Source organism: Flavobacterium sp. A45 (assembly GCF_002001005.1).
GTDB lineage: Bacteria > Bacteroidota > Bacteroidia > Flavobacteriales > Flavobacteriaceae > Flavobacterium.
The window spans coordinates 1-17,327 of sequence record NZ_MUNX01000126.1 but is presented as its reverse complement, the minus strand read 5'-3'; the positions used below and the strand labels follow the sequence as shown (position 1 = coordinate 17,327).

The 17,327-nt window shown below is 33.0% G+C and carries 7 protein-coding genes; all 7 read right to left on the bottom strand.

The window, feature by feature from the left end:
- On the bottom strand, positions 1–1,219 hold a 1,219-nt coding region (locus tag B0E44_RS15485), incomplete at its 3' end, for a hypothetical protein (protein WP_077377282.1).
- A gap of 269 nt (positions 1,220–1,488) precedes the next feature.
- The gene (locus B0E44_RS15480; protein WP_077377277.1) at positions 1,489–2,463 is read right to left on the bottom strand and encodes a type IX secretion system membrane protein PorP/SprF; all 975 of its coding nucleotides are present in this window, start codon (positions 2,461–2,463) and stop codon (positions 1,489–1,491) included.
- Positions 2,464–2,487: 24 nt separating this feature from the next.
- Entirely contained in the window at positions 2,488–11,409 is an 8,922-nt protein-coding gene (locus B0E44_RS15475) for a T9SS type B sorting domain-containing protein (protein WP_077377274.1), read from the bottom strand.
- 549 nt (positions 11,410–11,958) lie between these two features.
- On the bottom strand, positions 11,959–12,987 hold the full coding sequence (locus B0E44_RS15470; protein WP_077377279.1) for a rod shape-determining protein: 1,029 nt from the start codon (positions 12,985–12,987) through the stop codon (positions 11,959–11,961).
- A 1,769-nt stretch (positions 12,988–14,756) separates the two neighbouring features.
- The gene (locus B0E44_RS15465) at positions 14,757–15,827 is read right to left on the bottom strand and encodes a hypothetical protein (RefSeq protein ID WP_077377271.1); all 1,071 of its coding nucleotides are present in this window, start codon (positions 15,825–15,827) and stop codon (positions 14,757–14,759) included.
- A 623-nt stretch (positions 15,828–16,450) separates the two neighbouring features.
- Positions 16,451–16,792 (bottom strand): hypothetical protein, encoded by a 342-nt coding sequence (locus B0E44_RS15460; RefSeq protein ID WP_254423307.1) that lies wholly within the window; start codon positions 16,790–16,792, stop codon positions 16,451–16,453.
- Between the two features lie 335 nt (positions 16,793–17,127).
- Positions 17,128–17,327: hypothetical protein (locus B0E44_RS18960; protein ID WP_217341314.1), on the bottom strand; the 200-nt coding region annotated here is incomplete at its 5' end.

Genomic DNA, 17,327 nt, shown 5'->3' with positions numbered 1-17,327 from the left:
ATCTACCTCCTCCTTTATATTTCAATAAAAAAGGATTATCCGGTTTAATCTTAAAAACAGGTCTTTTATAAATTCCTTTCAAATAAGTCGTTTTACTATAACTTTTTAGTACTTCCGGATCTGTAAAAGGCAACTCATCGAGATATATTAAATATACATACAAATTAGCCATCATCGTTTGTAAACCACCTCCATCAGCTTTATTAGCCAAATTACTGCTGTGTTGATAACCAGAATGATGTCCGTATTCGTGCGCCCATGTTGACATGTCACCTTTCCAATGTCCTTCTATGTATTTGCGTTCAGATTGTGAAACAAGGGCACCGGCTCCCCAGGCAGTATCATTTATTGCCATTGCCATATTAAGTGTTCGCTTATCAATATAATTTGTATAAACTTTATCCAATTGTTCTTTTGTAAAATAATCATAGACTCCGTTTAGGTCTTCTTCATTTCCATGCAAATTCAGGGCACCGGTTAATGGTTCTCCCTTAAACTTCGATACTTCCTCTTTATACTTGTCAAAATTCATAAAATTATTATAAAACAAAGGATGACTTAAAGCGAAAGAAAAATTGATTATCATAGTTATCGCTTCTTTGGCCAAAACGGGATTCATTGGTCCGAACTTCACCGGGTCTTCCAAATGATATTTAGTATTAAATTGAACCATTCGGGACGATTCTATTTTTTTAAACTTCGCCAATAAAGGATCACTCGATTCTACCGAAAACTCGATATTTCCAGTTGTAAACCCTTCCATTTTATCAATTGTAACAGTCCCTCCGTCCTCTGTTAAATAATCTCTTTTTCCATTGACCAATGGAATCTGATGAAAAGAACGATGAAAAGCCGGAATTTTTTTAAAATTAAAAATTAAAAATCGCTTCTCAGAAGCAGCTACTTTTACATATACTTTCACATCATTTAGTGCAACAGGAGAATAAAGTGAAACCTGAACAGAATCTTTTCCATTTAAAATAATTTGCATCGGTTGATTTACCTGAAACCAACGATCTTTACTATCATACATTTTCGAAGGATTCTCATCATCCTTAAACATCGTCATTGGCCTATTTTCTTTGGGCAAATTCGTGACATCAATGACGGGCAAATAATGAGACTCTTCAATAACTTCTTTTTGATCGGACTCATTACAACTGAAAATTATCTTTGCGAAAATTGCAAAAAATACAAAATAAAAAATATTTTTTTTCATGGGGTTAGATTTAGAGATTATAAGCATTAGAATTATATATAAGCAAACAAAAATCATTGTACATTCTATCTTTATTTAGCTATGCGTAATTGAAAAAATATCTGAAACTTTAATTGTCTATATACTTATCAGCTCAAACCGTTAAATATTTAATTTTCTTAGTATTAAATTAAACACAACCGAAGTTCCTTTTTTCTCCTGGCTCTTAACTGTAATTTTTCCATTAAACAACTCTACATTTACTATTCAGACAATAATCATCATACCCATTAATCACGGACAGGCCCCTCTGTACAAGGACAGTTACTTATTGATTCGAGAAAATCAACACCAACAGTTATAGAGTGTGATCCTGTATTGTAATTTCCAATCTGGTTAAACATTATCTGATAAGAATAGCCAAAATAAAATTTTGACTTTCTGAAGCCCATCATAGGTCCAACCGACAAAGGCTTTGGAAACTGATCATTCATAAATCGATACGAAACTCCGGCCCAATAATAATCTTCAAAGCGATTGTAGCGCCTATATTTGAAATTCAAATCTGTTGTTGAGCGTTTATCACTTGCAAAATACTGATAGTATATAGACGGTTCGTATTCAATAAACTTATTATCGACCCCTGTAAATTTATATCCTGAATATATCTGATAATTTGATAGTAAACTAGGTTCCAATCCCTTGTAATTATCTAAATTTTTCTTTAAGATATTATTCACATTAAAACTAGCATATAAATTTCCACGACGATACAGTCCGCTTATGTCAAAATTATTGTTAGCTAGCTTCCTATTATCTGTTACAGCTGGGTCTAATTGAGGGTGCTCTTCAGTTGTTTTGAATTCGCCATAATCAATACGGAAGCTGTTAAAGTTATATGATATTCCAAATGACAAATACTCCTTGGCATAATAATCGAGAATGAGATGATGTGCAAATGAAATTTTAGCTCCGCTTTGTCTGGTGTAGCCATTTTTATCATTGTAGAGGTTGATACCCACTCCATCACGGTCAAAAATTCTAAAATCAGCATACAAGGATTGGTTATTAGGGGCATCTTTGATCCCCACCCACTGCGCAAGACCATTGGCTCTAATCCTGAGATTATCACCGATGCCAGCGTATGCACTCGAAATAACAAATGGATTGTCGGCAAGATACTGTGTAAAAACTGGCAAATGCAGTTCTTGAGCATTAGCTGTTGATGCACTGAAAAATATAATGGATAATAATAATTTTTTCATTTTTATATATCTTGTCTAAATTGGCTATCTGTAGAGTGTAAAATGTCCATAAAATTCCCTGTTATCCTTTTCATCATTCAACTGTAACACATACCAGTAATCTCCAGATGGTAATTCAGAACCTTGATAGGACCCATCCCATCTCTCACCATAATGGAATTTATTAATTAAGCGTCCGTATCTGTCGAATACTGAAAATTCGAGTTTGTTGTATATGTTACTACATCCTGGACCCCATGTATCATATACGCCGTCACCGTTTGGAGTAAAATAATTATCAATACAAATGTCAACGTAAATTCCAGGAACGGTAATCGTATCAGTACAACCATTCTTATCTTTGACAATTACTTCATAATCTCCTGACTTAAAGATTTTGTAACTATTGTCAGACGTATAAGGCTCTCCGTTGAAACTATACTCATAAGGGGAAACTCCTCCAGATGCTGTAACAGAAATTATGTTCATTTCCTGTTGTCCAGAAGATAATGCAAGCGCTAAACGCGAATAAGTTTTGATTTCAAAAAGTTCTGTGGCTGCCTTACAACCGTTGGTGTGCCTTGCTACAATATAATGTTTACCCGTACCTACATTTGTAAAAATATTGCTTGGCTGCCAAGGTCCCTCCTCACTATCAAGACAATAATCGATTGCAGAGAGATCAGTATTACTCTGATCAACAGAAACAATTACCATGCTGTATTGCCCATTGTTCACACAGTTGTAATTAATCTCATAAGTTGGATTAAGTACTACTGGTTCTGCCATCGCAATTGCTACTTCGCTTACACAGCCATTACTGTCTTTAATATAAACAATATGGTTTCCTCCAGATTGCTTTAGATAATCTTTAGTGTTACCTGTTACAGGTAGAAATGGTCCTGTTTCATTATCCAGACTTTCAAAGTATGGAGCAGTACCACCGTTTATCTGGATATAAAATGAAGCGTCTTTATCCCCTTTACAGATTTCTTCAACGGCTGAATTTGGAATTTCAGATGCTGCTAGAAATGATGGTTCTGTAATCTCGATGTCATTATAAACTATAGTACAACCTTGTATGTCTTGAACAATCACTGTATAAAACCCTTTAGCTAATCGCTCAAATTTTCCGCTATCAACAAACATATTTAAATTGGGAGTGATGGCATACTTGATCACTCCTGTTCCCCCGGATGCCACCACGTTGATTGTTCCGTCTTCATTTCCAAAACATGTAATAGGAGTTGCTGTATAGTTTGATTGCAACGCTTCCTGAGGCTCCTTAATTATAACCGGTTCCGATTTAATTTCGCAATCACCACTTTTCACATGTACAGTATATGGGCCTAAAGCGGCATTAAGATCCATAAAAACTCCATTAGGCTGAACAGGTCTGATCTCTACATCATTTTTATTTAATAATGAATATTGATAATTACCCAATCCTCCATTTGCTTTGGCAACAATTATTGCGGTGAATTCATCTTTGCAGTTAATTTTTGCGTTTCTTAAGTCTAGTTCAATAGAAAGCGGAACAATGGGCTCTACTTTAACATCACCAGATATATCACTTACACAACCTAAATTATCCTTTACAAAATAATGGTGCACTCCTTCTTTTACAGCGAATGTAACTTTATTGTCAAAGCTGTCTCCATAAGTAATTCCATTTTCACTATAAGTGTAAGGGCTTGTACCACCTGTTGCTGTTAAGGTAAGTGTTGCGTCAGTTAAACAGGTAATAGCTTTTTCCTGAGATAAACTTACTTGAATTTTAATAGGATTTGAAATCTCAATATTTTCTGATGTATTTGCACAATTAAATCCATCTGCTACAGTGACAGTATAATTTCCTGCTCCAAGACCATTAAATACATTCGAATCCTGTGGTCCTATATGTATAACCTCTCCTTCAGATGTTGTATAATTTAATGTATAGGTATAATTATATCCCTGACCACCTTTAGCATTCGAAACTGTTATAACTCCGTTATCATCGTCATAACATGGTAGTAAGTTTGGTGTCGCAGTGAACTCTATTGGATCTGGAATAACCAAATTTACCGAAGCTGATTCAATACATCCCTTACTGTCTTTTACATTTATGGTATAATTTCCCGGCGTTAAATTATCAAAATAAGACTGTTCGGAATATACATGACTCACGGGACCAACTAGTTCGTATTGGTAAGCTCTATCTACCCAACCTCCACTTGCAGTTGCCGTAATCGTTCCGTCCATATTTCCTTCCTTACAAGTAATTTCGGTATGCGTTTCGTTAAGATTTAACTCAGACAGAGGTTGCGAAATCTGGAAACTAGTTATAACTTGACATTCGGGTTCATTAACCAATTTTGCAACAACTATATATTCACCAGCAATTAATCCAGCAATTTGTTGGGGTCCACTGTTATTTGTTATTCCATTAATAGTTGGCATAGGCCCAGTGATGGTATAATTAAAAGCTCCAGCTTCATTTGTTGGTACAGGTTGTGTATCAACTAAAATCAATTCGACGCTTCCATTAGAAGTTCCATAGCAGATATCAGTTATAATTGGGTTAACTTTAATCTCAAATGTATTTGGAGAAAATACATGATAATATTCAGAAATTTCGCAATCCGAATCAGTGTTAACAACGGTTATTAAATAGTCACCAACTCCTAAACCAGAAAATTCCCCAGTATTATTTGTCTGAGCAGCAATTACTGTTTTATCTATTCCTTCTAACGTAAATTGTAAAGAAGGTACAACCGTTCCAGTAACGGCAACATTTACTTTTATTGATTCATCATTAACACAACTAATAGGCAAAACTTTAGTAAAACTAATATTATCCAATGTTACAAAAGGCTCAATATTAAGGGGCCCTGATGTTCCAACACAATTGTTCTGATCATAAACATTTACGATATAACTACCACCTAAGTGATCTGTTTCCGTGTAAACATTTGAATCTTTATTTTGAACTTCAACTCCATCTCTCAAGAATTGATAGGTTACATATTTATTAGAACCGCCTTCTACATTATCTATGCTAATAGTAGCATTGTCGGCTTTGTTCGTCCCTGATGCACATCTGTATTGCTTAACAGTTGTCATCGTTACTGATATTAGTGGCGACTGATGTAGATCAACTTTTATAGGAGCCGATACACAGCCTCTTCCCGATTTAACAGTTATCGTATAGGTACCAGCTTGTAAATTACTAAACTCAGACGAAACCTGATCCACTATAGGAGCAATTGATCCTCCCGATATGCTGTAGGTATATGGAGGGTTGTTATTTGCATCATCAATATTTACTGATATCCTTCCATCTGAACCCCCGAAGCATGTTACATCTTTGGTATTTGTCGTAACTCCCATTACATTTGTAGCATCAGGAATAATTACCTCATGTCCTGTCTCACATTTCGTGCTCTTATCTCTAACCATAAAATTATATTTTCCAGGAGTAAGGCCGCTAAAAATTTCTGATGCCTGAGTTGAAGTCCAGTTGTCCCTTGTGTATTCGTAATCACTTGAAGAAGAACCTGCTCCGCCAGATGGCTCTAAAGTAACTTCTCCAGTATTAGTATTACACGTTGGAAATTTTGTAATCATTGAAGTAACTTTTAATGGTGGATCAATTGTTATAGATTTTGTATCTGAACAACCATCAGCATCTTTTATAGTAATCTCATGAGATCCGGAAGTTAATCCCATAACATCGTATGGAAGTCCTGCTATGCGGGTAAAAACTCCATTATTAATTTTAATATCGTATGTTCCTGTTCCCGAAGTTATTTCAACAACATGAAGCGCAAAAGTATTTTCATCAGCGCACTTACTAATTATGGATAAATCAATAACAGGGCTTGGATCTATAATTGTCATTTGATTTAAAGCAAAAGTACATCCTCGAGAATCTTTAACCATTATACTCCAGTTTTCACTTGGCGCTGGAAGTTCTAATACATTATTAGGCACAAACACAGAAGGAACTGTAGGTGCAACGGCAGCCGCATATGAATATGGCCCTGTACCACCAGTAGTTTCTATTGTTACTAAAGCACCTCTTTGGCAATTTCCATTTACTACATTAACAACTTTTGCATCAAGAGGCATTGTTGGTTGTTTAATTTGAAAAACTTCGGAAGTAGAGCATAACGTACCATCAAATTCTTTAACAAAAAGAGAATAGTTACCAGGCTTTAATCCTTTTAAAGTTTCTGTATGCGCACCCCCTGCTAAACCAGTTGCAACTCCTTTAACTGCTGGGTTTACTGGTAAATTAGTTAAGTTGTCCCTAACTTCAAAATGAAGCTCAGTAGCATTGTAATTTGCAACAGTGAATGTAACCTCTCCATTAGCAGCTCCATGACAAGTTACTTCTGTACTTGTGATTGGATCAATAGCAAGATTAGAAATTTTTGGAGTTTTAATCTCAATATAAGATGGGCATCCGTTCGAATCTGTTACCTCAAAAACATAATTTGTATTTTGATCCAGATGATCAAATGTATATGAATTTAGGGCCACTGAACCTGAAGTAGTACCAATACCATAAATAGTATAAGTGAAATTTGGTCCAGTTCCTCCTGTAACGCCCAAAGTAATAGAAATACCATCAGCACAAGTAGCTCCAACAATAGTTCCTGTAACATTTAGATATGGAAGTGGTTCGATTCTTAATTTACTACTTTTATATTCACATCCTTTAGCATCAGTTACGTTAATATAATAATCCCCAAATGCTAATCCGGAAAAATTATGTGCAGCTGCAGCATCTGCGGCAGTAGCGGCAGTATATTTATCTACTTCATCCATCGAATTATTATACAAATGATAAACGTAAGGAGCAGTTCCGCCTGAAGCTACATTCACATCAAAACTTCCAGGTTTTGTTGCATTGCAAGTAATCCCATTAGTAACAATATTCATGGTAATTTCTGGAGGGTCATTCAAAACAATAGTGCCAGCTTGCTCACAATCTTTAAAGTCCCTAACAACATATTTATAAGTTCCAGCTACTAAATTTCCAAATTTAAACACATTACTAAAAGTGACACCATTATCTATACTAAATTGAAATGGTCCAACTCCTGTAAGAGCTTGTAATGTTATAATACCATCGTTGAATCCGCTACAAGTAGGGTCAACTTTTGTATAAGAAGCTGTGACAGGTTCAGGATCACTTATTGTAACAGGGGAAGTTTCTTTTGAACATCCATTAGCATCAGTAATCTCAAATGTATACACTCCAGCTGTTCCTGTTGTATAATCAAAAGTGTTAGTGTTAATTGCTGCACCACCTGGCAAAACAACTCCTTCACCGTTTTTAATAATATAGGTATATGGTGTTTTCCCGCCACTAATAGTAACAGTAATTTTCGCATCCGTTGAACCAGTTGTGCAGCTTAATGTTTTTTTAATCTCTGTTACTGCGTCAAACTGAGGCGCAATTGTCTGACTTACTTGTGTTGACTTACAGCTATTTTTATCGATAATTATAAAATCATATGTTCCCGCTGCAAGTACTTTATATTTAAATGTACGGTCATTAAAACTTGAACTTAGAGGTCCGTAAGTAGATCCTCCATCACGACTTACCTGATAACTAAAAGGTCCTATACCATCCGTAATATTAACTGTTATTGAAGCACCTGTGTTATTATTAAAACATAAATCCCTGTTCTGAACAATACTTGCTTTTGGTGGTACAGGGGGATTGATAACGACAGTAGTCTCTTTAGTATTATTGGTACATGAATTTTTATCAGTACCTACAACAGTATAGGTACCCGAAGGAACTTGAGTTAAAACACCACCTCCAGATCCATCACTAAGGAATGGCGTCTGAAGACCAGCTGAATCTTTAAGTATAAAAGAATAAGGCGCTGTTCCTCCTGTAGCAGTTGCTTCAACAGTTGCACCATCAGAACAAGTTGCTACCGAAGCTGAGGCCTCTACTGAAAATGTTTTAGCCTCGCTAACTATTGTAGGGATATCAAAATCACAATTTGCAGTAGAAGCATTGTATCTGATTTTAACACTATATGGACTATCGCTAGCTCCTAAACCATCTACTTTTACAGGTGATACATTTGATGATTTCCATGGTTCTCCATTTACTGAGTATTCAAATGTACCTGCATAATTTTCTGCGTAGATATTAAATGATCCATTACTCTCACCTTTACATTTTGCATCTACAACATTTTCAACCCTGGCTGTAAATACTTTATTTGTGTTAATTTTAACTTTGAATAAAGATTGTGCTCCACAGCTTTTAGGAATTTGAAATACTTTAATATCATCTATAGCAAAGTCATTTCCAGATTCATTTCTTACGTTAGAGCGAATAATTAATCGCAACGAAGTATTATTTCCTGGGTTAAGGGTAATCGGGGTTTTTGGAAAATGTTTCCAATCCGTATTTGTGTTCGATCTTTCAATAGCACCTGTAGAAAACCATGATATCTCGGAACCGCTTGCATCAACTAAAGCAATTCTTAAATCTGGATCTGCATTACCTGCATTAGGCCTCATTAAATTCATCACATAAAAATCAAAATTAATGGGTTGATTTGGAATTACATTATTAATTTGTTTTTCGTATAATATCGTGGTTTCTGGAATTTTGTCACCAATATTGACAACTAGAAACCTTCCTTTATTATCTGCTCCATTAGTAGTATGATCTTTTGGATATCGCCAACCCCAATCTGCAGTCATGGTTTGATCTATATAACTTGTTACTGAATAATCACCATCGTTTATAGCATAATTACCATTACAATGAGTTTCTGGTTGATTTGGCAATTGTCTTTCAAAACAATAATAGAAACTATTAATACCTGGGGAAGTAGTGCTTTCTCCACTACCGAAACTTTCAGTTAATAAATTACTATAGGTACTAACTGCCAATACATTATAATCTACTGTAATATAATGATCTCCCCCGGTAACATTTAAAAAAACATTAGGGTTAGCTTGATTTGGATTCAATTGACCATCAAGATAATATTGATAAGAAAAATTAGGATCGCCTTCGCCACCATTGATGACAGCTGATGCAGTTGCCGTTCCATCACAGTTATAAACCGGTTCGCTAATTGAAATAGTCGGTGATGCGGGTTTAGGATCTAACTTCAGCCCTGCCATTTCAAAAATACAACCAGCTGCATCTTTTATATAAACTGAATAAGGACCTCCTGGTTTTATGAAACCTTCGTTTTTAGTCACCCAAGTCGATTGATTATCAAAGCTATACAAATATAAATTTGGCGCAGCAAAAGGGGTTCCTCCCTGTGGATTGGTAATTCTTGCTATACCTAATGACGGATCAGAATCTGGCCCACAGCCCGATAGAGAACCTATACCAGCAGAAGCGGTTAAAGGAGTGGTTGCACCAATATTAACTGTTTGGGGAGCATCTGAACAACTTCCACCATTGTTGACACCATTTTTAGTATATTTAACTATTATATTATACTGTCCTGCAGTTAAATTATTAAAAATTATACCAGTACCTGTACCATTTTGATAGGTAGTCCCATTATCTTTGCTATACTCAATTGCAAAACCATTATCATTTGTAAGATTTACATTTATGCTACTACTCTCACCACATTTTCCATTAGTTGTCGTAATAGTATATTCTGGCTTAATTACACCATTAACAATAATTTTTTTATCTACTGCGCAACCGTTTACGTCTTCAACACGAATTACATAAGTTCCTCCTTTTGAAACTACAATTGTACCATTTGGAGCAGCTTGAAAACCACCATCATCAATATTAAAAGAATATCGGTAGGGTTTACTACCTCCAGTTGCAGACCCTTTAATCGTTCCATTTTTACATGAAGTTAAAGTTTGAGTAATTGCAGAATTATTTACAATTTTCGTTGCTGTTGTAATTTGGATTACTTTTTCGTCAATGGCACATGTACCATCTATTGTAGTTATAACCCTGTATGATCCTGCATCTAGACCTGTAAATTCATAATCTGAAACTGGCAGTGGTCCCACCTCACTTACAGGTGTTGCACTTCCATTTTTATAAATAGCAAATTTAAGCTGATTATTAAGCACATTTGTATTCACTTTAATAATCCCTTTTTCTCCAGAACATAACGGCTGAGTAGCGGTTAATGAAGTAGAGAAATCAATTTTTGCAACCACTATATTTTTAACATTAAAAATACATCCTCCAGCTACTCCTTTTAACCTGATAAAAATATTATAAGTATCAGCTATTGAAACTTCAAAAATATTGCTGTCCTGCCATTTATTAGGAGCAGGATTTGTCGTAAAACTATACTCATATTCGTTTCCGAAACCACCTACTATTAACTGCCCTGATATATTACAGTTATTACTGTCATTGACAATATCACTTTTGATCACTCTGGTAGGATCTATTTCATTTTTATACACATGGAAGTAAAAAATAGATTCTAAATTATTTTTAAACTTAATTTTAATCCTAAATTCCCCACTACTATTAGCTGTGTAATCGGGACCTTGACCTACATCCGCCCACGTACAGCTTTGGTCTTTATTTGCACAGTTTCCATCTAATGAAGGTGGACAGCCTCCTGTTTTTCTTTGCCAGGTTATAAGAGAAGCATCAGCAATTTCCGTGTGAATTAATCGAGAATCATTTAGACCGCACAAGAATAATTTTGGTAACAAGCTTCCATCATTAGGACATTGAGAAACAATCCCAGCATACGGACTTTCAGCATATTTGATTACGGGATTATCCATCGCTACAGCTGCCACTTTTAGTGAAACCTTTGCTTTATCATTCGCATGAAACGATTTATCAAATAAAGTGCCCATTATAGAAAAATCATTCCGGTCGTATAACTCATCTGAATTAAAAGAAACTAAATTTTGTGCATTGGACACAAGATTTAGTAGCAAAATAAAAATTAATACAGTAATTCTTTTAATAGTAGTTTTTTTCATAATCCGTACCAGTTTAAAATCATTTTTTAAATTTTTGTAGAAACATACTTTTTCAAAGTATTTAAGAGTTGGTATCTTTCATTTTAAATACTTACATTCTAAATCATTTTTTACAATATCTCTAATGAAACAACTCAATAAGCACCTAAGTCTGAATGCTTCAACAAAACATTCTTAACCTTTTGAGAGAAAAAAGATAAACATCCTGAAATGGCATAATGGAAGCAATATTATCGCTTCATATATCACTTTGGACTGTAAAAATCAAAATTTAGAAATACAAAAAATAACGAAAAGTAGTTAACGGTAAAAATGAAGAATAAAAAAGCTTTGCTAAACAGATTAACGTCTTCTTGAAAATAAAAAAAGTGGTTTTTATTAAGTAAGTTAATTAATACATGTTTTCTAGAAAAGCTATTAAAGCCAAGCTCAATAACAACAAGAATGGAAAATAAAAATACATGCATCAGAAAATCACGTTTTCACTTACAATTTGCTCAAGTACTATTTCAAAATAAACTTATTGTGAAAAACTTGATTTGAATAACACTATTTTATCAGGGCCCTTTGATATTTAAATTTATTCTTTAGCGCAATATTAGTACCTATTACGGTCGCATGTATTGGATCTGCTCCCACAAAAACTTCCAGACCTGTTTTTTTAGATATTCTTCTATCTAAGCCCCTAAGCATTGCACTACCACCTGCTAAATATAATCCAGTTCTATATATGTCAGCTGCCAGTTCAGGTGGAGTCATGGAGAGAGTTAAAATTATTGCATCTTCAATTATTTGAATTGATTTATCTAAAGCCGCTATAATCTCCATATAATTAATTTTAATAGTCTTAGAACTTCCTGTAACCACATTTCCTCCCCTCACAGTAATTTCCTCAGGAACTTCCTCAAGTTCATCCGTTGCTGCACCAATTTTAATTTTTATCTTTTCAGCTGACCTTATGCCGATTTGCATGCAATGTTGATCTTTCACGTAATTGATAATGTCATTAGTAAAAACATCCCCAGCAATTTTTACAGATTTGCTACAAATGATACCTCCAAGTGAAATAACTGCAATTTTCGTAGTTCCTCCGCCAATATCTACTATAATAATTCCTTGTGGCTTCATAACATCTAAACCAAGTCCTATTGCTGATGCTAGAGGTTCGTGAATAAATAAAATTTCTTTTCCTCTTACTCGGGTGCAGGATTCCTTTATGGCTCGAATTTCCATTTCAGTGATGTCAGTGGGTATACAAATCATCATTCTGAGTACAGTACCAAAGAGTTTTTTTTTTATTCCCGGAATATTGTTTATAAACCAGCTTATCATTTTTTCTGAAGCATCTAAATCCGCAATAACACCCTCCTTCAATGGTCGGATTGTTTGTATGTTCTCATGAGTCTTGCCTTGCATTAGACTAGCATCGCTGCCAAAAGCAATTATCTTTTCACTTCTTAAATCGCGAGCTATAATCGACGGACTATCCACAACAATTTTTCCATCAAAAATCATCAAAGTATTGACTGTACCTAAATCCATTGCTATTTCCACCATCATAAATTCTAGTAATCCCATAGGCAGTAATTTTGAGTGAGTTGTACACATATCTCCGCGCAATCCAAATTATTAATAGCGAGAGCGTTGTTGTTAATATCACTTTTAGTAAGTGGTACCGAAAGTAAAGATTTGTGTTTTTTAATAAGCAACGAAGTGAAAAGTAGTAAACGGTCAAATTGACTGACCATCGTAAAGAATCAAAATTTTAAAGGAATTCATAAGCCTAAGAATGCATAGAATGTGAATTTTAATCCATAATGCGATATTGCAGTTAAATCAAGTGATTTTTTAATATTATAAATTAGCCGCGCAAAGACAAATTTTTCACTGTACTAAACCAAAGTCAATACAGTAATTTCGACTACAATTCTTTTTTTAAACCTTTCTAAGTTTTTAGTGTAATAATTTCTGATTAAGATTTAGTACATAATTGAAAGAACAAAATACATATACTTTAGTTGTTTTATCAAAATATAAGTTGGTGCTTGTACTTCTTTGAGCACTTCCTTTGATGACTGTTTTCAACTTAAATTCTATTGTTTGAAAACAAGTTATTTGTTTGCAGATGTATATCCACTATCACCATTCCAAACGAACACCTTTTCTCTTTTACTATTCTAAAAAATGCACATCATTTTTGCTTCTAACTCCTCAGGAATGAAAAATTATTGAAGTAAAACAAAACTTTCATCTGCATCGATGCAAAAGAAACAGTTTGTTTGGTCATGATAAAATTATTTTCACGGGGCGATTTCAAACTTATTTTAACCTTTTGTAATTCTATTAAGAAAAGAAAATTTACTTACTTCCAAAGCACTCACATTTATATTAAAATAATCAACCAACTGATGAAAAGAAGAACACACTTAAATTCTTAATTTCTTTATGAACCCAAAAGAAATTTTATTTTTTTAGTAATAAATTGATTTAATAGGTATATTACATTTCATCTTTCCGTATGAATATCTGCTTCAAACAATTAATTATTAGACAAATTCAACAGTTAATTCAATGCAGACAATTTTAATTCACATATTGATCTTTCATTCCAATGCCCCCAAGTTATAATGACAATGTAAACAACTTATTACATCTGAAATTCAAATAATTTATCAATGATTACTTTATAAAATAGTTTTCAAAAAGCTAACCTTTAACAAAGGCTATCAAAAAACAATTGGCTCCCAGAATAAAGTATTTAAAACTGTAATTATTTTAGTTTTGATCTCAGTAAACCCAATTAAAAATAAGTAGCTGAATTAATTTAAACATCATAACCCCCCACAGTACCGCGCCCCCAATAAATACTATCCAAATTAATTTGATAAAATCTTTTTTAACTCCGCGGGAAATAGCTGATCTTTTCAAAACGTTGTTCTTTAAAATTTTGTTTTAGCGATTGGTACTCATTTATCTTATTGAGATATTTTAGTAATAGGAATCACCTTCACCCAGCTTTGTAGCTGGATGAACATAACTCACAATTAATTTAACGATAAATTTTTACTAATTCAAAATATCCAAAAAAAAAAATTTGCAATGTAATTTCCTGTTATGCTTGGTGATTCTATATTACTTATATTCGGCTACGTACAAATTTACTCTGCAAAAAATCCTAAGTGGATTTATAACTCTTCAACACAAAAGCCCATACTATGACAAATCTATCAAGCAATAAATCAAGTTTTTACCATTAGTAGTTAAAGTAAGTCGTTGTCGTCAACTTTTGTATTATAAGTGGCTAAACCAAAATTGATCAGATAATTATTCTAATATTCAGTAAAAAGTTAATTGCTTCTGATCCAATTTTGATAGATTTTTTGTGCTTCCTGAGAAGAGGTTAAACTACCATCATTTTCAAATTGGTAAAACGGATCTATTTCCACTACTTTACTTATGTATTTTTTAATATTTTTCTTTTTATTTAATTTTTCGCTTACACTACCTAAGCAAAAATATAAATCTGCATCATTTGGAGTTTTTTCAACTCGATCTAAAAGTATCTGTTCAAAAGCTAAATAATCTCTTGTTTCATAATATAACTTTAATTCAGCTAAGTCAAAAATTTTGTTGTAAGGTTCGCTGGCTTTAAATTCTAACATTGCTTTCTTAGCATTTTGTGCATCATTTAACAACAGATCTAATACTATAATGCTCTTTAAAATATTCTCTTTTTTAGGCTCGGACATTTCTAAGCTAAGTTTTACGTGACTATCGTATACTAAAGCTTTGTCTCTATCAGCTTTTGACTCAAATTGGTCAACTACTCCTGTTGATTTATCAACGGCATAATAAAAAACCTTGCCTGAATAATTAGCTTTTTTTAACACCTTATAATATTTTAATGCAGTAATATATTCTTTTGCGCCCATAAAGGATAAGGCTGCATAGTATAAATTAGATAGATCGTTTTTATCAATTTGGTATAAGCCATAAAACTTACTTCCGCTTTCAGTAAATTTTTTCTGAGCGTAAAGAACTGTCGCTTCTTCCACTAATTTACGCTTAATACCATAAATTGTCGATTTTGCCTCAGCAGAATATTTAAATATTTGTGTTAAGTTTTCTGTTGCAAGCAAATCATTGAACGCTTCTACAGCCCGGACTAAACCAACATTATCGTCTTTCTGGCTATCTGCAATCCGATGGTAGCAAATACCTTTTATATAGAAATAATCAGCCTTTTGTTCATCTGTTGCATTTAATATTTTATAATCTAAATCAGAAATTAAAGAAAGAGCTTTCTGTGGATATCCATCATGAAATTCTTCAAAAGCCAACTTAATCTCCTGTTTTTGTGCACTTGTGGTCAAACAGATTAAAAATGATACCAATTGTAATATAATAGTTAATCTCATACATTTATTCTTTTAAATAACTTAGTTTACGTAAAGTCAATTATTGTTTAATTTTATTTTTTTATATTCTTACTTACAGAGAGATTATGACACCAATGCCATAGCAGTTGTACTTTTTTAATTTGTAACAATGATTTTAAAATTTATTATCACGTAACTACATTTTTTATCCAATAAACTACTTATATAATCAACATAGACGCTCACTTAAAAAAGCAGCTATCTGATATAGACAGCTTTTGAAATACCTACATTTCAATTTTTTAAGTGAGTTAGATATCCTGTACAGAACAAGTTGCACAAGAATCCAAGAGCTATCTCACCTCTTGTCGAGATCACATCTTCGTCATATGTTTCTTATTTATTGGTTATATTTTATTTTATAAAAAGACCTGGATTAGTGCTATGATAGCAATTTTTACATTTATCATTAAATACTTACGATTAAATATTTTGCTATGCAAAAAAAAATTATCCTCATAGCAAAAAAAGTAATAGGCAATGATTTTTTACCATCTAAAAATTTATGTGTTTCATAAGAAAATATTTTTCAAAAAAAAGCGCTACATCGTATTTTTTAATCTTAAATCATAATCATGTCTAGATAATGCCTTTACAACTTCTTAGTCGCTTGGTTCTACTAGGGAATTATGCAATCGTTCTGCCATCTTCTCTATACTGCTGGTAATGGAGTCTGTGACTAGTTCCATTCTTCGATGCTTCTCATTTTTCACTAAGATTAAAATTTCTTCTACAAAATCTTTACTGTATTTTTCTGCTACCGAATCTTTAGTGTTGGTCAGCCTTATTACATATTCATTAAAAAAAATTATAATATTAAAATGTTTCTCTTCATTACTTAAACAATATTTACCGCCTAATTCATCATAATTAATCTCAGTACTGCTAACTTTTAATAGCTCTAAAATTATTCCATAAATATGATTTTCAATTTTAGTAAACACTCTCCTCTTTTTTTTGAAAAATTTAAACATATATCAAAATTTCACATGATTGGAATATTAGCAATAAAAGCTAAATATTGATTACTTATTTATATACTAAAGGGCTTATTGAATTGTAATCAAATAACAGTTGCTCTTATTAAAACTCCACTTTATAAACTAATCTTAATGCGACATGGGATATATAAAACAAAAAAAATTAAACCTCATTAGTACTAGAAAGCGAAAACATTTGAGCTTCCGGATGTGTTAAAGTCAATAAAAACATTTTTAAAAATTTAATATCAAAAAAAACATGTCATTTCGTAAAATCAAAAATCAGGAGTAATTCTATTTTAATCCAGTGCACTAATCCGAAAATCAATCTGTTGCATTATTTCTGATTTAAGTTTATAACTATCTAAAAAACATACAGATTTTCTATCAAAATCGATGTGGTTGAACCTTTTGTTTGTTGAAATAATAAATAAAAACTTAACTTTTGACTCAATGAACTTAATTTGTAATAAATCCTTACTCTCATTTAGTGTGATAA

What these genes read in the sequence shown, in the direction of transcription:
- B0E44_RS15475 (WP_077377274.1), bottom strand. Translation starts at nt 11,409, where the DNA reads ATGAAAAAAACTACTATTAAAAGAATTACTGTATTAATTTTTATTTTG.
- B0E44_RS15470 (WP_077377279.1), bottom strand. Translation starts at nt 12,987, where the DNA reads ATGGGATTACTAGAATTTATGATGGTGGAAATAGCAATGGATTTAGGT.
- B0E44_RS15465 (WP_077377271.1), bottom strand. Translation starts at nt 15,827, where the DNA reads ATGAGATTAACTATTATATTACAATTGGTATCATTTTTAATCTGTTTG.
- B0E44_RS15480 (WP_077377277.1), bottom strand. Translation starts at nt 2,463, where the DNA reads ATGAAAAAATTATTATTATCCATTATATTTTTCAGTGCATCAACAGCT.